Origin of the sequence: Nucisporomicrobium flavum (assembly GCF_016464385.1) — a bacterium.
In the GTDB taxonomy this organism is placed as follows: domain Bacteria; phylum Actinomycetota; class Actinomycetes; order Mycobacteriales; family Micromonosporaceae; genus Actinoplanes; species Actinoplanes flavus_A.
In genome coordinates, this window is sequence record NZ_JADMLH010000002.1 from 279700 (window position 1) to 306194 (window position 26495).

The 26495-nt window shown below is 72.4% G+C and carries 22 protein-coding genes and 1 riboswitch; of the genes, 7 read left to right on the forward strand and 15 right to left on the reverse strand.

From position 1 onward, the window contains the following. The first annotated feature begins 26 nt into the window (after positions 1-26). Together IT780_RS05460 and IT780_RS05465 are read left to right on the forward strand one after the other, a co-directional pair. Positions 27-1391 carry a trypsin-like serine peptidase gene (locus tag IT780_RS05460; RefSeq protein WP_199510292.1) on the forward strand — a complete coding sequence of 455 codons (1365 nt, stop codon included), beginning with the start codon at positions 27-29 and terminating at the stop codon, positions 1389-1391. A gap of 30 nt (positions 1392-1421) precedes the next feature. Then, positions 1422-2132: a phosphatase PAP2 family protein gene (locus IT780_RS05465; protein WP_199510293.1), complete on the forward strand. Its 711-nt coding sequence runs from the start codon at positions 1422-1424 to the stop codon at positions 2130-2132. Here the strand turns inward: IT780_RS05465 and nagA are convergent. Genes nagA through IT780_RS05480 form a run of 3 tightly spaced genes read right to left on the reverse strand, consistent with a single transcriptional unit; the run spans position 2092 to position 5044 of the window. Then, positions 2092-3195, reverse strand: a complete 1104-nt coding sequence (gene nagA / locus IT780_RS05470; RefSeq protein ID WP_199510294.1) for an N-acetylglucosamine-6-phosphate deacetylase — start codon at positions 3193-3195, stop codon at positions 2092-2094. The two genes, IT780_RS05465 and nagA, sit on opposite strands and share 41 nt — an antisense overlap. After that, positions 3192-4121 (reverse strand): ROK family protein, encoded by a 930-nt coding sequence (locus tag IT780_RS05475; RefSeq protein WP_199510295.1) that lies wholly within the window; start codon positions 4119-4121, stop codon positions 3192-3194. The genes nagA and IT780_RS05475 overlap by 4 nt, the downstream gene beginning before the upstream one ends. Further along, positions 4118-5044 carry an SIS domain-containing protein gene (locus IT780_RS05480; protein WP_199510296.1) on the reverse strand — a complete coding sequence of 309 codons (927 nt, stop codon included), beginning with the start codon at positions 5042-5044 and terminating at the stop codon, positions 4118-4120. The genes IT780_RS05475 and IT780_RS05480 overlap by 4 nt, the downstream gene beginning before the upstream one ends. Positions 5045-5234: 190 nt before the next feature. Between IT780_RS05480 and IT780_RS05485 the strand changes: the two genes are divergently transcribed. Next, a complete protein-coding gene (locus tag IT780_RS05485; RefSeq protein ID WP_199510297.1) occupies positions 5235-6020 on the forward strand; it encodes a DeoR/GlpR family DNA-binding transcription regulator in 786 nt (261 codons plus the stop codon). Here IT780_RS05485 and IT780_RS05490 read toward each other — a convergent pair whose 3' ends face one another. Then, positions 6021-6452: a MerR family transcriptional regulator gene (locus IT780_RS05490; protein WP_199510298.1), complete on the reverse strand. Its 432-nt coding sequence runs from the start codon at positions 6450-6452 to the stop codon at positions 6021-6023. 58 nt (positions 6453-6510) lie between these two features. On the opposite strand from IT780_RS05490, the gene IT780_RS05495 reads away from it, so the two are divergent. Beyond that, positions 6511-7350, forward strand: a complete 840-nt coding sequence (locus IT780_RS05495) for an SDR family oxidoreductase (RefSeq protein ID WP_199510299.1) — start codon at positions 6511-6513, stop codon at positions 7348-7350. A 4-nt stretch (positions 7351-7354) separates the two neighbouring features. Here IT780_RS05495 and IT780_RS05500 read toward each other — a convergent pair whose 3' ends face one another. From IT780_RS05500 to IT780_RS05520, 5 genes are all read right to left on the reverse strand, one after another. Continuing rightward, positions 7355-7975 (reverse strand): maleylpyruvate isomerase family mycothiol-dependent enzyme, encoded by a 621-nt coding sequence (locus IT780_RS05500; RefSeq protein ID WP_199510300.1) that lies wholly within the window; start codon positions 7973-7975, stop codon positions 7355-7357. A gap of 19 nt (positions 7976-7994) precedes the next feature. Continuing rightward, positions 7995-8873: an alpha/beta fold hydrolase gene (locus IT780_RS05505; RefSeq protein ID WP_233412255.1), complete on the reverse strand. Its 879-nt coding sequence runs from the start codon at positions 8871-8873 to the stop codon at positions 7995-7997. A 2-nt stretch (positions 8874-8875) separates the two neighbouring features. Then, positions 8876-9730: an ABC transporter permease gene (locus IT780_RS05510; RefSeq protein ID WP_199510301.1), complete on the reverse strand. Its 855-nt coding sequence runs from the start codon at positions 9728-9730 to the stop codon at positions 8876-8878. Next, on the reverse strand, positions 9727-12462 hold the full coding sequence (locus tag IT780_RS05515; protein WP_199510302.1) for an alpha/beta fold hydrolase: 2736 nt from the start codon (positions 12460-12462) through the stop codon (positions 9727-9729). Before IT780_RS05515 ends, IT780_RS05510 begins: the two co-directional genes overlap by 4 nt. Positions 12463-12555: 93 nt before the next feature. Further along, positions 12556-12831, reverse strand: a complete 276-nt coding sequence (locus tag IT780_RS05520) for a hypothetical protein (RefSeq protein ID WP_199510303.1) — start codon at positions 12829-12831, stop codon at positions 12556-12558. 77 nt (positions 12832-12908) lie between these two features. On the opposite strand from IT780_RS05520, the gene IT780_RS05525 reads away from it, so the two are divergent. Beyond that, positions 12909-15119, forward strand: a complete 2211-nt coding sequence (locus tag IT780_RS05525) for an AAA family ATPase (RefSeq protein ID WP_199510304.1) — start codon at positions 12909-12911, stop codon at positions 15117-15119. Here IT780_RS05525 and IT780_RS05530 read toward each other — a convergent pair. Genes IT780_RS05530 through IT780_RS05540 form a run of 3 tightly spaced genes read right to left on the reverse strand, consistent with a single transcriptional unit; the run spans position 15116 to position 17492 of the window. Then, complete coding sequence (locus IT780_RS05530) at positions 15116-15460, reverse strand: DUF3263 domain-containing protein (protein ID WP_372443610.1); 345 nt, start codon at positions 15458-15460, stop codon at positions 15116-15118. The genes IT780_RS05525 and IT780_RS05530 overlap by 4 nt on opposite strands. A gap of 47 nt (positions 15461-15507) precedes the next feature. Further along, positions 15508-16500: an ABC transporter permease subunit gene (locus IT780_RS05535; RefSeq protein WP_199510306.1), complete on the reverse strand. Its 993-nt coding sequence runs from the start codon at positions 16498-16500 to the stop codon at positions 15508-15510. Next, a complete protein-coding gene (locus IT780_RS05540; RefSeq protein ID WP_199510307.1) occupies positions 16497-17492 on the reverse strand; it encodes an ATP-binding cassette domain-containing protein in 996 nt (331 codons plus the stop codon). The genes IT780_RS05535 and IT780_RS05540 overlap by 4 nt, the downstream gene beginning before the upstream one ends. A gap of 159 nt (positions 17493-17651) precedes the next feature. Next, positions 17652-17792: riboswitch (SAM riboswitch) on the forward strand. Between the two features lie 11 nt (positions 17793-17803). Between IT780_RS05540 and thrC the strand changes: the two genes are divergently transcribed. Continuing rightward, positions 17804-19084 (forward strand): threonine synthase, encoded by a 1281-nt coding sequence (gene thrC, locus IT780_RS05545; protein WP_199510308.1) that lies wholly within the window; start codon positions 17804-17806, stop codon positions 19082-19084. A gap of 259 nt (positions 19085-19343) precedes the next feature. Here thrC and IT780_RS05550 read toward each other — a convergent pair whose 3' ends face one another. From IT780_RS05550 to IT780_RS05560, 3 genes are all read right to left on the reverse strand, one after another. Continuing rightward, positions 19344-19922, reverse strand: coding sequence for a hypothetical protein (locus IT780_RS05550; protein ID WP_199510309.1), 579 nt, complete (start codon positions 19920-19922; stop codon positions 19344-19346). Beyond that, a complete protein-coding gene (locus IT780_RS05555; RefSeq protein WP_199510310.1) occupies positions 19919-20437 on the reverse strand; it encodes a GNAT family N-acetyltransferase in 519 nt (172 codons plus the stop codon). The genes IT780_RS05550 and IT780_RS05555 overlap by 4 nt, the downstream gene beginning before the upstream one ends. Before the next feature lie 166 nt (positions 20438-20603). Beyond that, the gene (locus IT780_RS05560; protein ID WP_199510311.1) at positions 20604-24266 is read right to left on the reverse strand and encodes a bifunctional glycosyltransferase/CDP-glycerol:glycerophosphate glycerophosphotransferase; all 3663 of its coding nucleotides are present in this window, start codon (positions 24264-24266) and stop codon (positions 20604-20606) included. 589 nt (positions 24267-24855) lie between these two features. Here IT780_RS05560 and groL point away from each other — a divergent pair. Then, positions 24856-26478, forward strand: a complete 1623-nt coding sequence (gene groL, locus IT780_RS05565) for a chaperonin GroEL (RefSeq protein ID WP_199510312.1) — start codon at positions 24856-24858, stop codon at positions 26476-26478. Positions 26479-26495 lie beyond the last annotated feature (17 nt).

The following is a 26495-nucleotide window of genomic DNA, read 5'->3' on the forward strand; positions in this document are numbered from 1 at the left end:
CGATGTGACGCGAGGGGCGGGAGTGGATGTTGCGACGTACGGTGAGCATCGTGGCCGGGGCCTGCGCCGCCCTGGCACTGGCCGGGTCGGCCGGTGCGGTGGCGTGGCGGTCGAGCGGCGACGAGGGCCGCACGGTCGGCACCTGGCACGACGCCGCGAGCCCGGAGCGCACCCCCGTCGCCGTCCAGCGGTCCACCGCGGAAAAGGCGGAAAGGGCTGAGAAGAAGCCGGCCGCGCCGCTTGCGGAGCAGACCCGGGCCACGGTCAAGGGCGCGGCGACCACCGAGTCGGCCACCCGGCCCGCCGAGGACGGCCGCCAGAAGGTCGGCGAGCTGCTCGGCATCGACAAGCTGCTCGGGTACGGGTCCCCCGAACGCCAGGTGTTCCGCTACCCCGGCGCGTCGTACGTGAAGCTGCACTTCGGCCGCATGACGATGCTGCCCGGCGACTACCTGACCGTCTCGGACGCCACGGGCCAGGAGTCCTACCGGTACGACGCCCCGAAGCTGCTCGACCCGGCCGCCCGTTCCGACCGGTGGGCCATGTCGATCACCGGTGACACGGCCGTGCTGGAGCTGCACCGCGGCGGCGGTGTGGTCGGGTCGCTGCTCGGCCGGTTGGGCGTCCGCGTGGACAAGGTCGCCAAGGGCTTCACGAAGGACGAGCAGGGGCGGGCGCCCGAGGACCAGCTGCGCAACCCGCACCGTACGGGCCGCGAGGAGTCGGTCTGCGGCAGCGACGAGAGCCGCGACGCCGTCTGCTACCGGTCGTCGGACCCGGTCGCGTACACCCGCTCCAAGGCGGTCGCCCGGCTGCTGATCAACGGCACCGAGCTCTGCACCGGCTGGCGCCTCGGCACGAAGAACCGCATGCTCACCAACAACCACTGCTTCAGCACCTCGGCCGACGCGTACGAGACCGAGGTGTGGTTCAACTATCAGTGCGTGCGGTGCGGCGGCTACGACGTGTTCAAGCCGACCAAGGTGTGGGGTTACAAGGTCCTCTCCACCAGCCACGTGTACGACTACACGCTCTTCACCGTCGAGAACTTCGCGGCGGTGCAGAAGTTCGGCAACCTGGCGCTGGACACCGCCCGCCCGGCCCGCGGCCAGGAGCTGTACGTCCCGCAGCACCCGGCCGGCGAGCCCACGCGGATCGCCGGGCGCCTCGGCGAGAAGGCCGGTACCTGCTCGGTGACCGACAACGCCTACGACGGGTACGGGCAGAACTCCGACGTCGCGTATTACTGCGACACCGAGGGCGGCTCGAGCGGCAGCCCGGTGCTGTCCCGCAAGACCGACAAGGTGGTGGCGCTGCACCACTTCGGCGGCTGCCCCAACTCCGGTGTCCGCGCCGACCTGCTGTACGCGCGGCTCAGGACGTACCTGTAGGGCTTTCCCGGCGACGGTAGCGTGGGGCGCATGCAGGAGAGCGCCGTCGACACCCGCCCGGACCAGCGCGTACGCGGATGGTGGCCGGACGTCGTCCTGCTGGCGGCCTTCGTCGCGCTGACGGTCGCGCTGGCCCGGGGGCACCTGCTCACGCTGGACGTACGGGTCGCCGACTGGGTGTCCGGCCACCGGCCGGCCCCGCTGTACTGGGTGCTGCGGGTGCTGAACTACCTCGGCCAGGGCGGCCAGGTGCTGATGCCGGTCGCGATCCTGCTCGCCGGGTTCGCGGCCTGGCGGCTGCGCTCGTGGCGGCCGGTGGCGCTGTTCGCGGGCGGGTTCGTGCTGACGTACGTCACGATCGGCCCGCTCAAGATCTGGCTGGACCGGGCGGCGCCCGCGTTCCCGGGGCCGGACCGGGAGATCCTGTTCAACCCGGCCGCCTCGGGTGCGGCCGCGATGAGCTACCCGTCCGGGCACGTCGCCAACGCGCTGGCCTGGTATTACGTGATCGCCGTGCTGCTCGGGGTGGTGCTGAGCCGGCCGCTGTCCGCGCGCGCCACCCTCGCCCTGCGGGTGCTGCCGCCGGCCATCGTCTTCGTCACGACGACGTACCTGGCGTTCCACTGGATCACCGACTCGGTGGCGGGGCTGCTGCTCGGCCTGATCCTGGCGCGCCTGCTGGCCCGCGTACCGTGGGGACTTAGCCCTGGATCCACTCCCCGGCCCGCATCACCCGCTTGACCCGCAGGTCCGCGGAGAGCACCACCAGGTCGGCGCGCAGGCCGGCCTCCAGCGCGCCGACCTCGTCGCCGAGGCCGAGCGCCCGCGCGGGGGTGGTCGAGGCCATCGCCGAGGCGGTGGGCAGGCCGAGCCCGGCGCCGACCGCCTGCCGCAGCGCCGCGTCCATGGTCAGCGTGCTGCCGGCGATCGAGTCGTTGCGGGTCAGGCGGGCCACTCCGCCGGCCACCGTCACGTCCTGGCCACCCAGCTCGTACTGCCCGTCCGGCATCCCGGCGGCGTCCATGGCGTCGGTGATCAGCGCGGCCCGGTCCGGCCCGGTGGCGTGCGCCGCGAACCGCAGCGTGCCGTCGTGCAGGTGGGTGCCGTCGGCGACGAACTCGCAGACCACCGACGGGGAGTCGAGCAGGGCCAGGATCGGGCCCGGTTCCCGGTGGTGGGCCGGCGGCATGCCGTTGAAGACGTGGGTGCCGACGGTCGCGCCGGCCGCGACACCGGCCAGGGTCTGCTCGTACGTCGCGTCGGTGTGCCCGAGCGCGGCGATGACGCCCCGCCCGGCGAGGTAGCGGACGGCGTCGAGCGCGCCCGGCAGCTCCGGGGCGATGGTGACCATGCGGATCGCGCCCGCGCCCAGCTCGACGAGCGCGGTGAGCTCCTCGATCGACGGGTCGCGCAGGAACGCCGGGTTCTGTGCCCCGCAGCGCGCCCCGCTCAGGTACGGCCCCTCGAAGTGGATACCCGCGATCGCGCCGGCCCGCACGAGCGGCAGGTACGCCTCCGTCGCGTCCCGCATCAGCTCGTACGGCGAACTGACCAGGCTCGCGAGCATCGTGGTGGTGCCGTGGCCGAGGTGGAACGCGGCGGCCCGGGCGGCGTCCCCGGCGTCGCCGCGGGTGAACGTGTGCCCGCCGCCGCCGTGGCAGTGCAGGTCCACGAAGCCCGGCACGATCACGTCGTCACCCGCGGGATCGCCCGCCTCGACCGACAGGATCGTCGGGCCGTCGACCTCGACGAACCCGGGCACCACCGCGCCCGGCCGGACGACGTGGCCGTGGATCTTCGTCACTGCGTGTTCTCCAGGGAGTCGAGGGCCAGCAGGGCGGCGCCGAGGCAGCCGGCGGTGTCGCCGAGCGCCGCGTGCACGATCCGCGGCACCCGGTGGAACGTGATGCGGGCCTCCAGCGCCACCCGCAGCGGTGCGAGCAGCGCCTCCCCGGCCTCGGCCAGGCCGCCGCCGAGCACGACGATGCCGGCGTCGTACAGCGCCTGCGCGGTGAGCAGGCCGTCGGCGAACGCCTCCACCGCCTCGGTCCAGACCCGGTTGGCCAGGTCCTCGCCGGCGGCCGCGCGGACGGCCACGTCATGGGCCGTCACCCCGGCCTCGCCGGAGAGCTCGACGTAGCGGCGGCCGACCGCGGAGGCCGACGCGATGGCCTCGAGGCAGCCGCGACCGCCGCAGTTGCAGGGTGGCCCGCCCGGCCGCACGATGATGTGCCCCACCTCGCCGGCCGCGCCGTGCGCGCCGGAGAACGCCTTGCCGTCGACCACGTGCGCCGCCGCGATGCCGGTGCCGATGGCGATGAACAGCACGTGCCGCTGCTCGCGGCCCGCGCCGAGGCGCGCCTCGGCCATCCCGCCCACGCGCACGTCGTGGCCGAGCACCGCGGGCAGCCCGAGCCGCCGGGACACCAGATCCTTCAGCGGTACGTCCCGGAAGCCGACGTTGCTGGACCACACGGCCGTGCCGGTCTCCTCGTCGACCACGCCCGGTACGGCCACGCCGGCGGCCACCGGCTCGAGCCCGTCCGCCCGTGCCCGCGCTGCCAGGCCCTCGGCGATGTCGAGGATGTCGGCGGTGACGGCGTCCGGCCCGCGCTGCGGGAGCGTGGGATGCCGTTCGGAGTGGTGCACGGTGCCGTCGCGGCGGACGAGGCCGCACTTCATGCCGGTGCCGCCGACGTCCAGCGCCACCACCACATCCCGGGGTGTCATGGCAGGACGACGGAACGCGTCAGGTTGCGTGGGTGGTCCGGGTCGAGGCCCTGGCTGGTGGCGAGCAGCACCGCGACCCGCTGGGCCATCACGAGGTCGGCCATCGGGTCGAGGCCGGCCCGCCCACCGCCGCGCCAGCTGCCGAGGGCGGCGTACCCGCCGTTGTAGCGGCTGTGCACGAAGGCCGCGCCGGTCGCCTCGACCTCCTCGCACAGGCCCGCGGGGATCTCGCCGAATGCCCAGACCACGCGGCCGGGCCGGGCGATGGAGATCGGGCCGTGCCGGTAGTCCATGGCCGGGTATGCCTCGGCCCACCAGCCGGCGGCCTCGCGGCACTTGAGCGCCGCCTCCTCGGCCAGGCCGACGGTCCAGCCGCGGCCCAGGAAGGTGATCTGCTCGGCCAGCGCGGGGTGCACCGGCAGCGGCAGCCGTACGGCCACCTCGGCGTCGGCCGCGACCGGCTCGATGTCGAAGTTCAGGTGGGCGCGGACCAGGGCGAGCGCGCTGGTGGCGAAGCGGGTCTGCACCACCGCCAGCTCGTCGGCGAAGTCCAGCACGATCGCGTCGTCGGCGCTCCCGGCGGCCGGCTCCCGGCCGTCCGCGGTGATCACGGTGGTCCGGGTACGCCCGCGCAGCGCCTCGAGCAGCTCCAGCACCTCGGTGGTCGTGCCGGAGCGGGTGATCGCGATGACCCGGTCGTACGCGCGGTGGAGCGGGAACTCGGAGGCCTGGAACGCATCGGTGTCGCCGTGACCCTCGCGCTCGCGCAGGGCCGCGTACGCCTTCGCCATGAACCACGACGTGCCGCAGCCGACGACGGCGACCCGCTCGCCCGGCAGCGGCAGCCCGTCGGAGTCCGCCATCTTCGCCGCCTGCCGCCAGCAGTCCGGCTGACTGGCGATCTCCACCTTGACGTGACTCATGGGTTCCTCATCAGGCCGTTGTGCTGCGCATAAGCGCTCGGTTCTCCGCTCTTTCGAGCGCCATTCTGCGTGGAAGGTCGGCCGCGCCGCAACCATCGCCCCGAGTTCGCGCAGTCACCATCTTTGCTTCGCGACGTTTCGCGCACTAATGTGCACACTCTTATCACGAAACGAGCAGCGGGGAGGTCGGGTGGACCGGTACGCGCGGTGGAATGCCCTGCTGGAGTTACTGGCGGAGAGCGGCCGCGTCACGGTGGAGGACGCGGCGGACCGCCTCGACGTCTCCCAGGCCACGATCCGCCGTGACTTCGACCAGCTCGCCCAACAGCAGATGATCACCCGTACCCGGGGCGGGGCCGTCGCCAACGGGGTCTCGTACGACCTGCCGCTGCGCTACAAGAGCGCCAAGCACTCCGCCGAGAAGCAGCGCATCGGCGAGGCGGCCGCCAACCTGGTCGTACCCGGAACCGTCGTCGGCCTCAACGGCGGCACCACCATGACCGAGGTCGCCCGCGCGCTCGCCGTCCGCCCCGACCTCAACACCAGCGGCGACGGCGCCCAGCTGACGGTCGTGACGAACGCGCTCAACATCGCCAACGAACTCCTCGTCCGCTCCCGCATGAAGATCGTGGTGGCCGGCGGCGTGGTCCGCCCCCAGTCCTTCGAGCTGGTCGGCCCGCTCGGCGGGGCGCTGCTCAAGGAGGTCACCCTCGACATCGTGCTGCTCGGCGTGGACGCCCTCGACGTCGAACTCGGCGCGGCAGCCCACCACGAGGGCGAGGCGGCGATGAACAGCCTCATGGTGGCCCGCGCCAAGCGCGTCGTGGTGATCGCCGACTCGTCGAAGCTGGGCGGCCACGCGTTCGCCCGGATCTGCCCGATCAACAAGATCGAGACCCTGGTCACCGACTCGGGCGCGCCGGCCCCGGTGGTCCAGGCCTTCCGCGAAGCCGGCGTGCAGGTCGTCGTCGCCTAGCTAGAGGTTGTCGCACTCCGGGCCGTTGCGCCACAGCTCGTCGGCCGTGCCCTCGGCGAGGCGCTTTTCGTAGAGGGCGACCTTGTCGTCGATCACCTCGAGCGCCTCGTGGAGCTCGGCGACCTGCGCCCGGACCCGCTCCCGGTGCTCCTGGAGGATCGCGAGCCGCTCGTGCTCGGTGCCGGGACCCTGGCGGACCAGGTCGGCGTAGCGGCGGATGTCCGGCAACGGCATCCCGGACGCGCGCAGCCGCGCGCAGACCAGCAGCCAGCCAACCTCCTGCTCGGTGAAGACGCGGCGACCGGCGGAATCCCGGCTCACCGGCTCGACGAACAGGCCCTCCTGCTCGTAGAACCGCAACGTGTGCCGCGTCAGCCCGGTGCGCTCGCTGACGTCCCCGATGCTCAGCCGCGGACGCTCGGCAGTCGTCATGCCCGCCAATCTACGCGCGGTTGACTTCGAGCCGACTCGAGCTCATACGGTCGGTGCCATGGCGAAGACATGGTTCATCACCGGCACCTCCTCCGGCTTCGGCCGCATCCTCACCGAACGTCTCCTGGCCCGCGGTGACCGGGTCGCCGCGACGCTGCGCCGCCCCGAGGCCCTCGACGACCTGCGGGAGGCGTACGGCGATCTGCTCTGGACCGCCCGCCTCGACGTCACCGACCCGGCGGCGGTGCGGCAGGTCGTGGCCGCGGCGTTCGACGCGCTCGGCGGCATCGACGTCGTGGTGAACAACGCGGGCTACGGGCTGTTCGCCGCGGTCGAGGAGGCCTCCGACGAGCAGATTCGCCAGGTCCTCGACACCAACCTCGTCGGCTCGATCGCCGTGATCCGGGCTGCGCTGCCGCACCTGCGCGCCCAGGGCCACGGCCGCATCCTGCAGGTGTCGTCGGCGGGCGGGCAGACCACGTACCCGAACTTCGGCTTCTACCACGCCTCGAAGTGGGGCATCGAGGGCTTCTGCGAGACGATCGCGCGGGAGATCGCCCCGTTCGGCATCGGGCTGACGATCGTGGAGCCGGGAGCGACCCCGACCGGTTTCGGCGCGGGCCTGGCGACCGCCCCGGCCATGCCGGAGTACGACGCGACCCCGGCGGGCGACACCCGCCGCGCGATCGCCGGCGGATCGTTCCGGCTGGACAACGACCCGGCCCGGATCGTCGAGGAGATGATCGCCTCCGCGGACTCCGCCGAGGCGCCGCTGCGGCTGCCGCTGGGGCGCGACACGTACGAGGACGTCCGGGCGTCGTTGGTCGCCCGCCTCGAGTCCCACGACGCCCAGCGCGAGGTCGCCCTCTCCGTGGTCCGCGCCGCGGACCCGGCGTGAGCCGTCAGGACAGGAGCGGGAACAGGGCCTCGGTGGACCGCCCGGTCGCCGCCTCGATGAAGTCGACCGCCGGCGCCATCTCGACGAGGACCGCCGTCGTGTGCGCCAGCCCTCCGGCGGGGACGTCCGGCTCGCGGCCCAGGGCGCGCTGCAGGTCGAGCAGGTGGACGGTCGCCTCCACGATGCCGATGCTGACGGCCTCGGCCAGCGGAAGCAGCGCCCCGAAGTAGTCGACGACCACCGGGCCCAGCTGCCGTGCGGCGGCGATCGCACGGGAGCCGGTGCCGGCGAATGCGTCGATCAGCTGCGCGGTGCTCTGCCGGGCGCCGTCCGCCCGGGCGTTCTCCGCCACCCGGTTCCGCTCGCTGTGGGCCAGGCCGCCGGGTGCGTTGATGTACCGCAGCAGGGCGGCCGCGGTGGGCGCGACCGGTTCGGCGTCACGCACCCGGCCGGTCACCCCGGCCAGGATCTCCGGCCAGGAGGCAACGTGCGCGTAGAGGCTCCGGATGTCCCAGTCGCCCAGCCTGGTCGGCTGTCGCCACTGGTCCTCGGTCATGGCACGGCCGTGCTGCGCCCAGGCGGACCAGAGCGCTTCCAGGGTTGATAGGCGATCGTCGATCGTCACGAACCGACCCTACCGGGCTCTACGGCCGAAGCAGGCGGCTGATCTCCTCGGTGACCGACGGCCAGAGGGGGCGGGGGAGGTCGTGGCCCATGCCCGGGTACGTGACCAGCCGCGCCCCCGGGATGGCCGCCGCCGTCGCCCGGCCCGCCTTCGGGCGCATCATCACGTCCGCGTCGCCGTGGATCACGAGGGCGGGGATGCGCAGGCCGGCCAGCCCTTTCCGGCGGTCTCCCGACGCCGCGACGGCCGCGCGCTGGCGAAGGCCCGCCTCGGGTTCCGGTGGGTGGCGGTCGTACGCCTCCCGTCCGATCGAGCGCACCAGCTCCTCGTCCAGCGGGTAGCCGGGCGAGCCCATCAGCCGGTAGATCGCCACCTCGCGGTCGGCCGCCTCCTCGGCGGAGCGGACCGGCCGGGCCAGCAGCGCGGTCATCGCCCGCAGCACTGTGAGCGGGGGTCGCGTGCCGATGCGGACCGACGGGGTGGAGGACAGGGACGTGAGGCTGCGGACCCGTCCGGGGCGGTCGATGGCGACCGTCTGCGCGATCATGCCGCCCATCGACGTGCCGGCGACGTGCGCCGACTCCCAGCCCATCGCGTCGAGGACCGCCACCACATCGCCGGCCATGTCCGTCAGCCGGTACGGCGCTCTCGCCGGTCGGAGGGCGGCCACCAGCGGTCCCGGTGCCCGTACGCCGGTGAGGTGGGTGGACAGGCCGGCGTCGCGGTTGTCGAACCGCACCACCTGGAAGCCGGCCGCGACCAGGCCCGCACAGAACTCCTCCGGGTACATGACCATCTGCGCGTCCGTGGCGCTGATCAGCAGCAGCGGCTCACCGCCGGCCGGCCCGAACACCTCATAGGCAATCCGGAGGTCCCCGTGTGCAGCCGTCTTGGTCATGGCTACGACGTCACGTCCTTGCGGGTGAAGCGGTAGAACGCCAGCGACCAGAACAGCGTCGCGTAGCAGACCGCCGAGATCGCGCCCTTGACCACGTCGTCGGTCTGCATCGGCGTGGAGAGCAGCCCGAGCCACGCGTCGCTGTAGTGGGTGGGCAGGAAGTTGCGGACCGAGCCCAGCGCGGTGATCTGGTCGAGGATGCTGGACAGGATCCACAGCAGGACCGCGCCGCCGACCGCGCCGAGCGCCGCGTCGGTCAGCACCGACAGCAGGAAGGCCAGGCCGGCGACGCCGAGCAGGGTCACCGCGAGGTAGCCGAGGATCGCGAGCAGGCGCAGCACGCCCTGACCCGCCGGGATCTCCGCGGCCACCGTGCTGCCGAGCGGGTGCCAGCCGTACCGGAGGGTGCCGACCAGCAGGGCCGTGCCGGCGAGGGTGAGCAGCGCGGTCAGCGAGTAGGCCAGCGCGACCACCAGCTTCACGGCGAGCAGGCGGGCGCGGGGCACCGGGATCGCCAGCAGGTAGCGCAGGCTGCCCCAGCTCGCCTCCGACGCCACCGTGTCGCCGCAGAACAGGGCCACGACCACCACGAGCAGGAAGCCGGCCGACACGAAGATCGCGAAGAGCGCGAAGTTGAGGCCGCCCGACGTGGCCAGGTCGACCAGCGACGAGAACGCCCCGCCGCCGTTGTCGTCGTCGTTGCCGCCGCCGAACTCGAACGCCAGCAGCACGATCAACGGCAGCAGAACCATGAAACCCAGGGCCAGTTGGGTACGCCGCCGCGAGGCCTGCCGCCGGATCTCGGCCCGGATCGGGAGCGTGGCGGACGGCCGGTAGCCGGTGGCTGCGCTGCTCATCGGTCCCCACTTCCCCGGGAGTTGTCGCCCACCAGGGCGAGGAACGCGTCCTCGAGGCGGCGGCGGGGCACCACCCGGTCGACGCCGACGCCGGCGCGGACCAGGGACGCCACCACCTCCTCGCGGGGCGTGCCGTTCATGTCGACGATCAGGTCGGAGGCGCCGTCCTGCTTCACCCCGCGGACGTTGAGCGTCTCCAGCACGGAGGTCGCCGCGGAGACGTCGGAGACGGAGAGCTGCACCGACGGCGACTCACCCACGATGTCCGACACCGGCCCGGCCGCCACGATCCGGCCCTTGTTGACCACCACCGCGTGCGTACAGGTCTGCTCCACCTCGGCGAGCAGGTGGCTGGAGACCAGCACCGCCCGTCCGTCGGTGGCGTACCGCCGCAGCACCCGGCGCATCTCGGCGATCTGCGGCGGGTCGAGCCCGTCCGTCGGCTCGTCGAGGACCAGCAGCTCCGGCAGGCCGAGCATCGCCTGGGCGATCGCGAGCCGCTGGCGCATGCCGTGGCTGTAGTTCTTCGTCCGGCGGTGCACCGAGTCGCCCAGACCGGCGATCTCGAGCGCCTCCTCGAAGCGCGCGTCCGCCTCGGGCCGGCCCGTCGCCTGCCAGTACGCCCGCAAATTCTCGTACCCGCTGAGGTGCGGCAGAAAGCCCGGCCCCTCGACCAGCGCACCGACGCGCGACAGGATCGGCGCGCCCGGGGTGAGCCTGCGGCCGAACACCAGCGCGTCGCCGGAGGTCGGCATCGTCAGGCCCATGAGCACCCGCAGCGTCGTGGTCTTGCCCGCTCCGTTGGAGCCCAGCAGGCCGACGACCTGGCCCCGTTCGACGCGGAAGTCCACCTGCTCGACGGCCACGAAGCCGTCCCCGTACGCCTTCCGCAGCCCCCGCACGACCAGCGGCGTGTCGGCGAACTCGGCGACCGGCGGCGCTTCCCGGCGGCGGCGTACGAGCAGCACCGCCACGACGCCGAGGATGATCGCCGCGAGCACACCGAGCAGCACCCACCGCCACACGACCTGCGGGTTGGCGATGGGGGTGCCCACCACGGTCGGCAGCGTCACCGCCGGTTCCACCGCGACGGTGTAGACGGCGGGGTCGGCGGGGGTGAGGAACGCCTGGTCGGACGTGGCGACGACGACGCGTACGGTGTGCCCCGCGTCGATGCGCCGCACGATCGCCGGCAGCGTGACCGTCACCGGCTGCGCGGCCGCGATGTCCTTCGGCAGGCCGGTGAGCCGCACCGGAGCGATCAGGCCGCCGCTGAGCGTGGCCGTACCGTTCGGATCCGCGTCGTAGAGCTTGACGAACACCGTCGCCGAGCCGGTCGGCGAGGCCACCCGCAGCCGCACCGTGGGCGCGCCGACGACCTCGGCCGCGGTGGTCAGCGGCGCCGACTCGAACGTCGCGTGCTGGCCGCCGAGGTCGCCCGCGACGCCGCCGATCAGCGAGCTGAGCTGGCTGCCGACGCCGGGCAACGACGACAGCGCGCCGGGGTTGCCGTTGGGCGGGTTGGCGATCGGCTGCGCCGGCCCGCTGACCGTGACCTCGGTACGCCCGCTCCCCGCCAGCCCCGGGTATGCGGGATCCGAGTAGCCGTTGGTGACGAGCCCGCGGTCCAGGGCGCTGAACCCGGCCACCCGCGAGTACGTGAAGCTGTTCTCCGGCGCGGCGCCCTCACCCTTGACGTAGTGGTCGAGCCACTGGGCGGTGAGGAACTTCGTCCGGTCCTGGTCGGTCTGCGGGCCCTGGCCGCCGTCGTGCCCGCCGGTGAACCAGGCCACGCGTACGGGGGTCCCGGCCGCCGCGATGCCCCGCGCGTTCGCGTCCGCCTCGGAGAGCGGGAAGAGCGTGTCGACCGCGCCCTGGATCAGCAGCGTGGGCGCCTTGATCCGAGCGAGCGCAGTGTCCGGGCTCGACCGGCGCAGCAGCGCGGTGGTGGCGGCATCCGGCGCGCCGGTGGTCGCCATCTTCAGGTAGGCGGCGCACACGTCGGCGGCGAACCGGCCGCACGCCGGATCGCCCTGTGCGCGGGGCGGGCCGCCGACCGGCGACGACGAGCCGTTTCCGAAGAACAGCCCGGCCCAGCTCTTCTTGAACACACCGGGCGCCGTGACACCGTCCGCCGACTGCGGGAAGAACGACTTCCCGAGGTCGTTCCAGGTGATCAGGGGCACGATCGCGTCGACACGCGGGTCCTGGCCGGCCAGCAGCAGGGCGAGCGCGCCGCCGTACGAGCCGCCGACCACGCCCACCCGAGGGTCGCCCGCGGCGTCGGTGCGCACCTCGGGCCGGGCGGCCAGCCAGTCGAGCAGGCGTTGCGCGTCCTTGACCTCGTAGTCCGGGCTGTCCAGGTGGATCTCGCCGCCGCTGGCCCCGAAGCCGCGGGCGGTCCAGGTGAGGACGGCGTACCCGCGGTCGGCCAGCGACTCCGCGTCGTCGTCGACCGAGTCCTTCGTACCCCCGAAGCCGTGTGCCAGGAGCACCGCCGGCACCTTCCCGTCCCGGTCCTTCGGCAGGTAGAAGCGCGTGTCCAGGTCGACCGGCTCGGTGCCCGACGGCCCGGACCGTACGGTGATCCGCTGGTCGGTCGCGGTCCAGGAGTGCCGCTCGGGCAGCGCGGCCCAGGTCACCAGCGCGGCCACGATCACGAGGACCGCCGCGCTCGCCACGACCCGGCGCCGGGTCATCCGGGGGAGGGCGCGGCCTTTGAAGGGGTTCATATTCAGTTTTCCGCTGCGGGCAGGCACAGCCGCGAGGGCAGAGACATGCGGCAACGCTATCCGCGTGCCGCTGAGCGGGAGCTGTGAACCTGATCAGCCGCCCTGCCGGCCCACCGGTCCCTGGTTCGCCTTGCCGCCCTTCTTCGGCGGCTTCTGCGACGACGTGCCCTCGGTGGGCGTCCCGGTCGGCGCGGCGGAGGCGTCGGGTGCCGCGGACGTGGCGCCGGCGGCCGGGGCGCTCGCGGAGCCGCTGGGCGGCACGAAGGCCGGCTTGCCCTTGTCGTCGGAGTCGTCTCCGCAGGCGGCGGTGCCGAGCAGAGCGAAAGCGGCGACGGCTGCGACGAGCGCGGCGCTGCGGCGGTGCCTCATGGTGTGTGCCTCCCCGGGGCGACTGACGGCGATAGCGTGTCAACCTAGTCCCCTTGTCCAAACGGAAGGGCCCCGCGGTGCCAGACGACCTCACGCTGACCGTCACTCAACGGCCGGCGGCCCTCGACGCGCGCCGCGGCATCGTGCGCCTGCACCCGGAGGTGATGGCCGCGCTCGCCATCAACCCGGGCGATCCGCTGCGGCTGACCGGGCGCCGCAGCACCGCCGGCATCGCCGCGAAGGCCGAGCCGGGGGCGAGCCGTGCGCTGCTCTACGCCGACGACCTGACCATCGGCAATCTGGGCCTTCGCGACGGCGGCCAGGTGACGGTCACCCCGGTGCCGGTCGTCGCGGCGCGCCGGGTCGCGCTCACCGGCCCGGCCGAGATCGTCGCGATCGTCTCGCCCGAGATGCTGCGCCTCGCCCTGCTCGGCAAGGTCGTCACCGCCGGCGACGACGTGTCGCTGCTGCCGCAGGACGTGATGCCGGAGGCCGCGCACCGGTCGCTGGTCGAGGCGGCCCGGCGCAGCCTCGCCAACCGCGTCGGCTACGCCTGGACGAGCACGCTGCTGCAGGTGCTCGCGGTCGAGGGCGCGGACGCCGCGCTGGTCACCATGGACACGGTGGTGGGGTGGCAGGACGGGCAGTTCTCCACCGTACGGCCGGAAGCCGAGCCAGTACTGGCCACCGCGCACCCCGCGTCCACCGACCCGGACATGCCGCCGCCCAGCGTGGACGACCTGCCCGGCCTCAGGACCCAGGCGCAGGAATTGACCGAGCTGCTGGACCTGGGCTTCCACCACCGCGAGGTGCTCGGGCGCCTCGGCACCACCGTGTCGCTGGGCGTGCTGGTCTCCGGTCCGGCCGGGTCGGGCAAGTCCGCCCTGGTCCGCGCGGTGGCGGCGAGCCTGGGGGCCGGCGTGCTGCCGGTGTGGGGGCCGGAGCTGGCCGCGCTCACCAACGACGCCGCGGCGACCCGGCTGCGCGGCCTGGCCCGCGACGTCCGGGCCGGCGGCCCCGCGGTGCTGCTGATCGCGGACGTGGAGGCGCTCGCCCCCCGGGACGAGCCGGGGCCGCTGTCCACGGTGTTCCGCCAGATCGTGGCCGAGCTCATCGCGTCCGGGGCGGCCGTGGTGTGCACGACGAGCCGGCCCGAGGCGGTCGACCCGTCGCTGCGGTCGCCGGATCTGCTCGCCGTGCAGCTGGCCGTACCACTGCCGGACGCGGCGATGCGCCGGGAGCAACTGCGGGTGCTCACCCGCGGGATGCCGCTGGCCGAGGACGTGCGGCTGGACGACGTCGCGGGCCGTACGCCCGGCTTCGTCGCCGCCGACCTGGGCGCGCTGGCCCGCGAGGCCGGGGTCCGCGCGGCCCTGCGGCAGAAGGAAGCGGAGTCGCCGACGGTGGCGATGGACGACTTCGAGGCGGCGCTCGACGTGGTGCGCCCGACCTCCATGGCGGAGTCCACGCTGGAGGTCGCCCAGGTCACGCTGGACGAGGTCGGCGACATGGTCGAGGTCAAGCAAACCCTCACCGAGTCGGTGCTGTGGCCGCTGACGTACCCGGACACGTTCGCCCGGCTCGGCGTGCAGCCGCCGCGCGGGGTGCTGCTCTACGGCCCGCCCGGCTGCGGCAAGACCTTCCTGGTCAAGGCCATCGCGGGTACGGGCAAGGCCAACGTGCTGTCGGTCAAGGGCGCCGAGCTGCTGAGCAAGTGGGTCGGCGACAGTGAACGGGCGGTACGCGAGCTGTTCCGCCGTGCCCGCGAGGCCGCGCCGACCCTGGTGTTCCTGGACGAGGTCGACGCGCTGGCCCCCACCCGCGGCCAGGCCACCGACGGCGGTACGACCGACCGCGTGGTGGCGGCGCTGCTGACCGAGCTGGACGGGGTGGAGTCGCTGCGCAACGTCGTGGTGATCGGGGCGACGAACCGGCCCGACCTGATCGACCCGGCGCTGCTGCGGCCGGGCCGCCTCGAACGGCTCGTCTTCGTCCCGCCCCCGGACGGTGAGGCCCGCGCGGCCATCCTGCGGGCGTCGTCGAAGTCGGTGCCGCTGGACGAGGCCGTGGATTTCGACGCGCTCGGCGCCGACCTGGACGGCTTCTCCGCGGCCGACTGCGCGGCGCTCATCCGGGAGGCGGCGCTGACGGCGATGCGGGAGTCCTTGGAGGCGACCACGGTCACGGCCGAGCACGTGGCGGCCGCCCGGAAGCGGGTACGGCCGTCCCTGGACCCGGTGCAGGTGGCGTGGCTGGAGGCGTACGCGTCGACGCACGCGGCGGGCTAACGGCGGCGGGTGCGTGCCCTCGTGGAGCGGAGCCGGCGCAGGCGTCCGACCAGGACGGGGTCGTGCTCCAGCGCCGCGGGGTTGTCCAGCAGGCCGTTGAGCAGCTGGTAGTAGCGGGTCGAGGAGAGGCCGAACGAGTCGCGGATGGCCTGCTCCTTGCTGCCGGCGTGCTTCCACCACTTCTGCTCGAAGGCGAGGATCTGCCGGTCGCGCTCGCTGAGCGCCGGCGCCTCGTCGGCCTCGCGGGGTGCCGGGACGTGCTGCTCGTTCGTGGCGGCGTCGGGTTGCATGGCAGTCCTCGCAGGTGGTGGGAGGTCCCGCGCGGCAGGGACCGCCACCATAGTGACAGCTGACGATCCCCGCCGCGCGCCTTCCTCCGCACGTTACCTCAGGTGATGTCTCGCTTACGGAGAGTCCACATTGCCGTACCCACGACGAGGGCGAGCACGGCCACCAGCCCGACGCCGGCCATGCCCCAGGTGAGCGTCAGGGTCGGCTGCTCGCAGGTGCCCCCGGCGCCGACGCACGGCGCGTTGTAGTCCACCAGCTCCACGGACTTGTTCATCCAGGCCGCGATCCAGGTCGGGGCCAGGTACATCTCCAGGTACTTCACCTGCGCCATGGCGAGCACCGTGCCGAGCCCGGCCTGGAGCACCACCACGACCCCGATCGCCACGCCCATCGCCACGGCGGTGTGCCGGCCGATCGACGCCAGCCCGAAGCCCAGCGCCCCGGCGGCCAGCACGATCACCAGGCCGCGCAGCTCCATCAGCAGGATCGACTGCCACGCCCCGGACGTCATCCCGCCGAACGTGCCGCGCAGGTTCGCCACCAGCGCGAACACGCCCGTCCACACGGCCGAGAGCAGCACCGTGACGGCGGTCAGCACCGCGAGCAGCGCGGCCAGCTTCGTGTTCAGCACCGTGAGCCGCTGGGGCCGCCACAGCAGCAGGTTCATCATGCCGCCGCTGCTCCACTCGGCGCCCACGAACGACGCCCCGATCACGAACGCCGCCATCGCCAGGATCGCCGCGAGCGTCGTCACCATGTCGCCGAAGTTCTTCCGGAAGTTGAAGGTCGGCGGCATGTACCACTGAGCCTGGAATTCCTCGCGGGTCGGCGTCCACATCTGCGAGCAGTCGTTGCCCGGCTGGGCCTGGGCCTCGCAGGCCTTGCGCTCGGCCTCGGCCTGCACGACCGCCTGCTGGAACTCCCGGTCGGCCTTCGCCTGCGCGGCGGCCACCACCTCCGGGGTGTTCTTGTGGTTCGTCAGGAACATGCCGGCCGCGATCGCACCGAGCAGCAGCACGACGCCGATCAGGAAGAACCGGGTGAAGCGGCGCTTGGTCAGCCGCCGGGTCTCCGCCGTGTACAGGCTCACTGTCCCCACCCACCCTGCGCCGGACCCGCCTGGGCCATGACCGTCTGGTCCACCTGCCGGTGCTCGCCGGCCACCGGAGCGGTGCCGGTGAGCTCCAGGAACACGCTCTCGAGGTCCACCGACACCGGGGACAGCTCGGCGACGTAGACCTCGCGGGCGGCGAGCGCCCGGGTGATGGCGCTGGGCTGCGCCAGGCCGCTGACCATGAGGTGGTCGTGCTCCACGACCACCTGCGCGCCGAGCTCGCGCAGTGCACCGGCCGAGGCCGTGAGGTCGCTCGCCGACTCCAGGCGTACGCGTACCGAAGAAGTGGCGTGCTGGGCCAGCACGTCCGTGACCGCACCCGCCGCGACCCGCCGACCGGCCGCGATGATCGTGACGGAGTCACAGATCAGCTGGATCTCGCCCAGGATGTGGCTGGACAGCACCACCGTCATCCCCGACTCGGCGAGGGTGCGCATGAGCGTGCGCATCTCCCGGATGCCGCCCGGGTCGAGGCCGTTCGCCGGCTCGTCCAGGATCAGCAGCCGCGGGTTCTTCAGCAGCGCGGAGGCGACGGCCAGGCGCTGCTTCATGCCCAGCGAGTACGTCTTCACCCGGTCCCCGGCCCGGTCCCGCAGCCCGACCAGCTCCAGCACCTCGTCCACCCGGACCCGCTCGACGCCGCCCGCGTCGGCCAGCAGCGACAGCGTGTCGCGCGCGGAGAAGTTGCCGAAGAACTGGGGGCTCTCCACGATCGCGCCCACCGACCCGGCCACCTCGGGCAGCGACTGGGGAACCTCCCGGCCGAGGATCGCCATCCGGCCGCCGTTCGGCCGAATCAGGCCGAGCAGCGTACGCAGCGTGGTGGTCTTGCCCGAGCCGTTGGGGCCGAGGAAGCCGTGCACCTGCCCCGCCTCGACGACCATGTCGAAGCCGTCGAGCGCCCGGCGTACCCCCTTCCGGCTGCGATAGGTCTTCTGCAGACCCTGGATCTCAAGGACGGCGCTCACGCCGGACCTCCGGAGCGTAGTGGGAATGACGTGCGTCACCCTATGCACTCGGTGCCACCTCGGCGCGCACTTCCCGCGCCGGTCGCCTCGCTCACACCTCGGGACAACCGACTTGTCGTTCCGGCGCGGCCACGTAAGGTGTTGGAAACACAACTGAATACCTCATCCAGAGGGGCTGAGGGATACGGCCCGACGACGCCCCGGCAACCACCGCGCATGACTCGATGACGAGGCAAGCGCGCGGCAGGTGCTAATTCCGTCCCGGAACCGCGGTGATCCCGCGCCCGGGGAAGATGAGAAGGAGCCTCGTTATGACGTCGACGGTCGACGCCCCCGCCAACACCACCAGCCCGGCCCGCGCGCTCGTCTGTCGCGGCTGCGGCACCGAGTTCCCCCTCGCCGCGCAGCACGCGTGTTACGAGTGTTTCGGCCCCCTGGAAGTCGCGTACGACCCCGCCGCCCTCGCCGCCGTCACCCGCGAGCAGATCGAGGCCGGCCCGCAGAACATCTGGCGCTACGCCGCGCTCCTGCCCGCCGGCCAGGACCCCGCCACCCGCGTCACCCTCGACCCCGGCCTCACCCCGCTGATCAGCGCCCCGGCCCTCGCCGCGGAGATCGGCCTGCGCGCGCCGCTGTGGGTCAAGGACGACTCCGCCAACCCGACCCACTCCTTCAAGGACCGGGTCGTCTCCGTCGCCCTCACGGCCGCCCGCGAGCTGGGCTTCTCCCGCTTCGCCTGCGCCTCCACCGGCAACCTGGCCAACTCGGTCGCCGCGCACGCCGCCCGCGCCGGCGTCCCCAGCATCGTCTTCATCCCCAGCGACCTCGAGCCCGGCAAGGTCATCACCTCCGCGGTGTACGGCGGCGACCTGGTCGCCATCGAGGGCTCGTACGACGACGTCAACCGGCTCTGCGGCGAGCTCGTGGAGACCGACGAGTTCGAGGACACCGCGTTCGTCAACGTCAACGTGCGCCCGTTCTACGCCGAGGGCTCCAAGACCCTCGGGTACGAGGTCGCCGAGCAGCTCGGCTGGCGCATCCCCGCCCAGGTCGTCATCCCGATGGCCTCCGGCGAGCTGCTCACCAAGGTCGACAAGGCGTTCAGCGAGCTGGTCGAGATCGGCCTGTGCGAGGCGCCCGAGGGCGGCTGGACCGTCTTCGGCGCCCAGTCCGCCGGCTGCAACCCCATCGCCACGGCGCTGCACAACGGCACCGACCAGATCATCCCCGTGAAGCCCACCGGCATCGCGAAGAGCCTCAACATCGGCGACCCGGCCGCGGGCGCGTACGCCATCGAGGCGGTGGAGCGCACCGGCGGCTGGATGGACTACGCCGACGACGACGAGATCCGGGAGGGCATCCGCCTGCTGGCCCGCACGACCGGCGTCTTCGCCGAGACCGCGGGAGGCGTCACCGTGGCGGTCCTGAAGAAGCTGGTGGCCTCCGGCAAGCTCGACCCGGAGAAGGAGACGGTCGTCTACAACACCGGCGAGGGCCTCAAGACGATCGACGCGGTCGAGGGCCAGGTCGGCCCCACCCACCGGATCAAGCCCTCCCTGCGCGGCGCGCGCGAGGCCGGCCTGCTCGGATAACTCGCTGTAGCGGGCATCCTGCCGTACGTCGAGAATTCCTTCCCGCGAGGGCTTGCGCGAGAGTTCCGGGATCGGCAGGATGCTCTACGCGGGAGGACGCGACGCCGTACGCGGCCCCACCTACGAGCTTGGCGACAATCTCCTAGGGGCCCAACGACCCAGTGCCGGAGGCGCTGTGCGCGTGTCCTCCCGACCAAACTTTCCCGGCCCTTTCCGGGTCGGCCTTGTCAACCGCTGAGCCTCTCAATCGCTGAGCCTCTCAGCCGCCTGCTTCCGGGCGTTGCGGCTCCGGGCGTTGCGGCTCCGGGCGTTGCGGCTCCGGGCCTTGCGGCTCCGGGCCTGTTGCGCGGCTGCGGCGCAGTTTGTGGACCCAGGGGCGCAGCGGCGCGTCGGCGTAGCCGCCCCGCTCCAGGCCCGCGTGCCGCTCGAAGGCGTTGCGGGCGCCGTACGTGCCGGTCGTCAGCCACGAGTAACCGCACGCCGCCCAGTAAGCAGGCCAGAACAGCGGGCCGAGGACGGCGTACTGGCCCGCGTGCCGGCTCTCGTGGGCGAGCAGCTCCGCGCGGCTGTCGTGCAGCAACCAGTCGGCCGTCCGGCGGGTGATGATCACCGAGCCGACGGTGAAGCAGGTGGCCGGCGGCATGCGGCGCCGGTACCCCTCGGCCACCAGGATGCCGTGCCGGCCGCGGCGGACCTTCGCGCCGGCGAGCACCGCGACCGCCAGCCCGACCAGGGTGGTGCCGTTCGCGGCGGTGAGCACCGAGCGGGCCAGCGGCCACCGTCGCAGCGGCGGCCGGTCCATCGGCGGCGGCGGTTCCCGGGGCGGGATGCCGGTCATGCGCGTCGCCGCATCTGGAGTTCGCGGAGGCCGGGGACGACCGGGTGCGGGACGCGGACGCCGGTGTCCTCGAAGCCGAGGCGCTCGTACGCCCGGACCGCCCGGTCGTTGCCCACCACGACCTCGAGCATCAGTTCCCGCCGGCCCACCGTCAGCGACCATTCCGCGACCGCGTCGACCAGCGCGGCCAGCACGCCCTGGCCGCGGTGGGAGGGGGTGATGTAGACGGCGAAGACCACCGTGGCGGCCGGCTCCTCGGGCAGCACCGTGCCGCCGGCGTGGCCGATCAGCCGGCCTCCCGGGTCCGCGACGAACTGCGCCAGCTGGGTGCCCGACGAGGCCTGCATGATCCGCCGGCGGTAGTCGGCGTGCGGCCGGGCCGCGGCCTGGGCGAGCGTCTCCAGGAACGCGAGCGGGCTGTCGGCCAGCATCTCGAGCCGCAGCGCGCGCATCCGCGCCGCGTCCTGCGGGGTCACCCGGTGCACGGTGACGGCGGGGGCCAAAGTGCTGGTCATGCTGCCTGCCTACCCGCTGAGGGCGCGGCAGGCAACCCGGATGGCGAGATGCCGACCGACGGCCCCGGAAGCCCGCGGGCGCCGAGCCGGAAAACGCCGCCGGGAGGTGGCCCGGACAGCACCGCCGCCCCGGCCCGGGTGGGCGGCGGGGCGGCGGCGACGGTTCTCAGCGTTCCGAGCGCAGGTCGTTTCCGAGCTGCAGCATCCGGTCGACCACCCGCTCGGTCGCGTGGCCGTCGTCCAGGTCGCAGAAGCGCTCCTTGAAGGCGGCGCGCTGGTCGGCGTACGCGTTCGGGTCCACCGCGATCTCCACCAGCGACTTGATCACGTCCTCGGACGTCATCAGCAGCGGGCCGGGGGCTTCGTGTTCGAAGTCGAAGTAGAAGCCGCGCAGCTTGTCGCGGTAGTGCTCGAGGTCGTACGTGAAGAGCAGGATCGGCCGGCCGGTGTTGGCGAAGTCGAACATCACCGAGGAGTAGTCGGTGACCAGGACGTCGGTGATGCACAGCAGGTCGGCCATGTCCGGGTACGTGGACACGTCGATGACGAAGCCCGAGCCGTCGTCCGGCATGGGGTCGACCACGTTGGGGTGGCGGCGTACCAGCAGGACGTGGTCGTCACCCAGCATCCGGCGGGCGGCGGCCAGGTCGAGGTGCATCGACAGCTTGTACCGGCCCGACCCGTAGAACTCGTCGTCGCGCCACGTGGGGGCGTAGAGGACGACGCGTTTGCCCTCGGGCGCGCCGACGCGCCGGCGGATGGCGTCGATCGTGGCCGGGTCGTTGCGGAAGAGGATGTCGTTGCGCGGGTAGCCCGACTCGAGCATCTCCCCTTCGTAGCGGAACGCGCGCTTGAAGATCGGCGTGCTGAACCTGTTCGGCGAGACCATGAACGACCAGTTGGGCGTCTCCTTGGCCACGTGGTCCAGGTAGTTGCGGTCGGCATGCCGGATGTCGGCGGCGTCGTACGCGAGCCGCTTGAGTGGCGTGCCGTGCCAGATCTGCGCCACCACCTGGCCGGGGCGGCGGACGAACCAGTCCGGCAGGTGCGAACTGGTGACGATGTAGCGCGCGGTGGCCAGCGCGTCGTACCACTCGATGCCGCCGAACCGGGCCGGGGTGAGCGTGTCCGGCACGGGTGCCTGCCCGTCGCGGACGGTCAGGTACTGCGCGTCGAACTGCAGCCCACGGCGGAGGATCTCCTCATGGACGCGCTTCGGGCTGTCCGAATACTGCCGGCCGCCGAAGCACTCGTACAGCACGACGTCGCGCAGCGGGCTCCGGCGCATGGCCGGCGACCGCTTCTCCCGCAGCTGGGTACGGGCGAAGGCGCCGCGCTCGTCGACGTTGAGCACCGGCCCCGCGCGCAGCGCCACGAAGTCGCCGTCGGACAGCTCCAGGAAGAACTCACGGTGGTCGTCGGGGGAGTACGCCGGGCACATCGTCCGGACGGCGTTCGCCACCATGAGGTTGGTCAGCCTGTTGGGCCGGTCGGCGGTGTGCGAGACCAGGAGGTCCCAGAGTCCGGGCCGCAGCTCGATGAGGTCGCCCCAGGACGGGACCTTGCTCGGGTTGAACCTCGCCACCCACCGGTCACCGTCCACGGTGACGTCGAGCGGGCGCTCCTCGGCGCCGCCGCTGCGGGCCCGGAGTTTGATCTGGGGCGGGCCGTCGACCGGTCGGAAGTCGCCGGTCAGCACCAGCGTGCCGTCCGGTTCCCATTCCGCGGTGTTCGCCACCGGGCCCTGGGGCCGGGCGCACAGCCACAGGAAGCCGGCGGCGGTGCGCCGGACGAACACGTGACGGTCGAACACGGCCGCCCGGGCGTCGGGGATGCTGTCGCTGAGCAGGTGCTCGGACTGCTGGCCGCCGCTGAAGAACCCGATCTGGATACGCCAGCGGTCCATCGGGCCGCCGGGCGGCGGCATGGCGGGCGTACCGGCGTCGGCGAACAGCTGCTTGAGCTCCAGGACCGACCGGAACGGCGTGCTGCCGTTGCGGGTCTCGCCGAACTCCACCGACGCGTGGGCGTCGGCGACGTCGGGAATCCGGCACAGCCGGATCCGTCCGGCGCTCGGCTGACCGCCGAGGATGGTGCCCGCGATGACCAGCTTGTCGTCGTCGAACGTGATGGAGGTCGCCCGGGCGGTGACCTTGTCGACGCGGAGGTTGAGGTAGGTGCCGTCGGTCACCGGGGTCAGCTGGGTGGAGGCGTCCAGGGCCAGCGGGGTGAGGCGCAGCTTGGTCGGGAGCGGGGCGGCCTTGAGCCGGCCCTTGCGCAGCTTCGTGCCGGAGAGGATGCCGACCGCGATCTGCCAGCGGCCCTCGCTCCAGCGGCCGCCGGACTGCAGGGCCACCGGGTCGATGGTGACCTCGAAGCCGGACCAGTCGTACGACTGGTTGGGGCGGGTGGAGCTGGCGGTCGCCTCGGGCTCGCGGCGCGGGGTCGCGGGCAGGGTGACCGTACGGCCGGTCGCGCGGTCCCGCAGGCGCACGACGCGCACGGAGGTCCACCGGGAGTTGGCGGCCGTGCCGTCCACGTACGCGTAACCGCGGATGACCAGCTTGCCGTTCCGCCAGGAGACATCCGTGACCCGGCTGCGGAACGGCGCCTTGCCGAGATCGTAGAACTCGCGCGGGACCCCGGCGGTCGGGTCGTCGAGGAAGGGCAGCTCGGCGTAGCGCTTGCTGCCCTCGTGCTTGGTGCCGACGGCCATGCCGGGGCGGCTGGCCTGCAGCACCTCGATGACCTCGGCGAGCTTGTCCTGGCGGACGAGGTGCCAGAGCACCTTGAACTTCGCGGGCAGGCTGTCGAAGGTGGCGGGGGAGACGCGGGCGAGGAACAGCTTGGCCTCGCGCATGAACGCCGCCTGGAACTCCGCGTCGGCGTCGGGCAGCTGGCGGGCCACGATGGCGAAGTCGTCGACCAGGACGTTGTAGTCGTACGCCTGCTTGACGTCGTTCTGGCCGTGGTCCTCCAGGAACGTGGTGACCGTGTGGATGGCCCGGAACCGGTCGCCGGTGGTGCTCCAGTCGTTGCGGCGCTGCGTGATCGAGTGCTCGCCGGCCTCGCGGCGGCGCCAGTAGTAGACCGGCACGTTCAGCACGTCGACCGTGGTGGCCATGGCGTGCGCGATCAGCGACGGCGGGATGTCCTCGTGCAGGCCGGGCGGGAAGGTGATCCCGTTCTCGTCCCAGAACCGGCGACGGTAGACCTTGTTCCACATCGTGCGGTCCTTGAGCAGGGTGTGCCGCTCGCGGACGTGGGTGCGCAGCACGGTCCTGCTGAAGATCGCCGTGTGCAGGCCCGACGGGGTGGCGCCCTTGGAGGTCAGCAGCCGGACCGCGCCGCAGGCGAAGTCGGAGCCGGTGTGGTCCAGGGTGTTGATGAGCATCTCGTAGGCGTACGACGGCACGACGTCGTCACCGTCGCAGAACGCCAGGAAGGTGCCCTGGGCGGCCGCGATGCCGGTGTTGCGCGCGATGCCGGGCCCGCTCTCGACCTGGTGGATCGCCTTGAAACGCGGGTCCTGGGCGGCCCACCGGTCGGCGATCGCGCCGGTGCCGTCGACCGAGCCGTCGTCCACGACGATGACTTCGAGGTTGTGGTACGTCTGCCGGGCGAGCGACGTCAGGCACTCGTCGAGGTAGATCTCGATGTCGTGCGCGGGCACCACGACGCTGAGCAGGGGCCGGGTGGCGGTGGCCGGACGCACCGGCCGGTGGTCCGCCGATTCGGTGCTGCCGGGTGATCGTTGCGCAGGGATCTGCTGGTCCCCCGCCTCCCGTAGGTGGGCGCGCCCGTCCACACCGACAGTACGGTTGTCCACTCCGCTCACTCCTCAATCCGGTCAGAACGACCACCCGCAGTGCCGCGCCACGCGATCTGTTCCCGCGCGCTTCAGGCAATGTCAACAGCCTGTTGTTGTCCGCTTCAGCCTGCGGCAGTGCTGAAATTTAGCATTGATCCGCGCGGATCGAAAACGGTCATATGTGCACATATATCGGTAACTGACGTAGCGATCCGGTGCCATGGTGAGGCGCCGGATGCTGGCTTGATGCAAGCGCGGAGCACCGTGCGGAGGCCATCCCCCGCCCGGGTGGATTGTTCACGCATCGTGATCAGGGCGACCGGCGCGAGAGCCGCCCCGGGCATGGCCGTTGTCCTTGCACTCGCCCCACCAGAGTGCTAAACAAGTCATTGGCACTCGCGAGGTGTGAGTGCCAACAGGTCGGGACGGTGGGGTCACGGCTGCGGCGCCGCCATCGGCGCCGGGCACGGGACCGGTCGTCGCGGGCTATCCGGCTCGACCTGAGGACGTCGCATCGCCAGGTGGCGACGTCCGCAGAGTTCCTCAACGTGCGGAGGGCGGGGCCGACGAGGCCCGGCACCGCGGATGTCCAGGAGGACACAGCCGTATGGCCAAGATCATCGCATTCGACGAGGAAGCGCGTCGCGGCCTCGAGCGGGGCATGAACCAGCTCGCCGACGCCGTCAAGGTGACGCTCGGCCCCAAGGGTCGCAACGTCGTGCTCGAGAAGAAGTGGGGCGCGCCCACCATCACCAACGATGGTGTGTCGATCGCCAAGGAGATCGAGCTCGAGGACCCCTACGAGAAGATCGGCGCCGAGCTGGTCAAGGAGGTCGCCAAGAAGACCGACGACGTCGCCGGTGACGGCACGACGACGGCGACCGTCCTCGCCCAGGCGCTGGTCCGTGAGGGTCTGCGCAACGTCGCGGCCGGTGCGAACCCGATGGCCCTGAAGCGGGGCATCGAGGCCGCCGTGGCGAGCGTCTCCGAGGGCCTCACCCAGATCGCCAAGGACGTGGAGACCAAGGAGCAGATCGCCTCCACCGCCTCCATCTCCGCGGGCGACTCCACGGTCGGCGAGATCATCGCCGAGGCCATGGACAAGGTCGGCAAGGAAGGCGTCATCACCGTCGAGGAGAGCAACACCTTCGGGCTCGAGCTGGAGCTCACCGAGGGCATGCGCTTCGACAAGGGCTACATCTCGGCGTACTTCATGACCGACGCGGAGCGGATGGAGGCCGTCTTCGACGACCCGTACATCCTCATCGCGAACAGCAAGATCTCCGCCGTGAAGGACCTGCTCCCCGTGCTGGAGAAGGTCATGCAGGGCGGCAAGCCGCTGGTCATCATCGCCGAGGACGTCGAGGGCGAGGCCCTGGCGACCCTGGTCGTCAACAAGGTCCGTGGCACCTTCAAGTCCGTCGCCGTCAAGGCCCCGGGCTTCGGTGACCGCCGCAAGGCCATGCTGGACGACATCGCCATCCTCACCGGCGGCACGGTCATCAGCGAGGAGGTCGGCCTCAAGCTCGACGCCGCCGACCTGAGCCTGCTGGGCCAGGCCCGCAAGGTCGTCATCACCAAGGACGAGACCACCATCGTCGACGGTGCCGGCAACGCCGAGCAGATCCAGGGCCGGGTCAACCAGATCCGCGCCGAGATCGAGAAGTCGGACTCCGACTACGACCGCGAGAAGCTGCAGGAGCGCCTGGCCAAGCTGGCCGGCGGCGTTGCGGTCATCAAGGTCGGCGCGGCCACCGAGGTCGAGCTCAAGGAGCGCAAGCACCGCATCGAGGACGCCGTTCGCAACGCGAAGGCGGCCGTCGAGGAGGGCATCGTGCCCGGTGGTGGCGTCGCGCTGGTGCAGGCCGGCAAGACCGCGTTCGACAAGCTGGACCTGGTCGGCGACGAGGCGACCGGCGCGCAGATCGTGAAGATCGCGCTCGACGCCCCGCTGCGTCAGATCGCCGTGAACGCCGGCCTCGAGGGCGGCGTCGTGGTGGAGAAGGTGCGCAACCTCGAGGCGGGTCACGGCCTCAACGCCGCGACCGGCGAGTACGTCGACCTGCTGGCCGCGGGCATCATCGACCCGGCCAAGGTCACCCGTTCGGCGCTGCAGAACGCCGCGTCGATCGCCGCGCTGTTCCTCACCACCGAGGCCGTCGTGGCCGACAAGCCCGAGAAGAACCCGGCTCCGGCCGGTGCCCCGGGCGGCGGGGACATGGACTTCTGAGTCCACCCCTCCCAGCA

Coding starts and splice junctions, on each gene's coding strand:
- IT780_RS05460 (WP_199510292.1), top strand. CDS start 27: ATGTTGCGACGTACGGTGAGCATCGTGGCCGGGGCCTGCGCCGCCCTG.
- IT780_RS05465 (WP_199510293.1), top strand. CDS start 1,422: ATGCAGGAGAGCGCCGTCGACACCCGCCCGGACCAGCGCGTACGCGGA.
- IT780_RS05475 (WP_199510295.1), bottom strand. CDS start 4,121: ATGACACCCCGGGATGTGGTGGTGGCGCTGGACGTCGGCGGCACCGGC.
- IT780_RS05480 (WP_199510296.1), bottom strand. CDS start 5,044: ATGAGTCACGTCAAGGTGGAGATCGCCAGTCAGCCGGACTGCTGGCGG.
- IT780_RS05490 (WP_199510298.1), bottom strand. CDS start 6,452: ATGACGACTGCCGAGCGTCCGCGGCTGAGCATCGGGGACGTCAGCGAG.
- IT780_RS05495 (WP_199510299.1), top strand. CDS start 6,511: ATGGCGAAGACATGGTTCATCACCGGCACCTCCTCCGGCTTCGGCCGC.
- IT780_RS05505 (WP_233412255.1), bottom strand. CDS start 8,873: ATGACCAAGACGGCTGCACACGGGGACCTCCGGATTGCCTATGAGGTG.
- IT780_RS05510 (WP_199510301.1), bottom strand. CDS start 9,730: ATGAGCAGCGCAGCCACCGGCTACCGGCCGTCCGCCACGCTCCCGATC.
- IT780_RS05515 (WP_199510302.1), bottom strand. CDS start 12,462: ATGAACCCCTTCAAAGGCCGCGCCCTCCCCCGGATGACCCGGCGCCGG.
- IT780_RS05520 (WP_199510303.1), bottom strand. CDS start 12,831: ATGAGGCACCGCCGCAGCGCCGCGCTCGTCGCAGCCGTCGCCGCTTTC.
- IT780_RS05530 (WP_372443610.1), bottom strand. CDS start 15,460: ATGGTGGCGGTCCCTGCCGCGCGGGACCTCCCACCACCTGCGAGGACT.
- thrC (WP_199510308.1), top strand. CDS start 17,804: ATGACGTCGACGGTCGACGCCCCCGCCAACACCACCAGCCCGGCCCGC.
- IT780_RS05550 (WP_199510309.1), bottom strand. CDS start 19,922: ATGACCGGCATCCCGCCCCGGGAACCGCCGCCGCCGATGGACCGGCCG.
- IT780_RS05555 (WP_199510310.1), bottom strand. CDS start 20,437: ATGACCAGCACTTTGGCCCCCGCCGTCACCGTGCACCGGGTGACCCCG.
- groL (WP_199510312.1), top strand. CDS start 24,856: ATGGCCAAGATCATCGCATTCGACGAGGAAGCGCGTCGCGGCCTCGAG.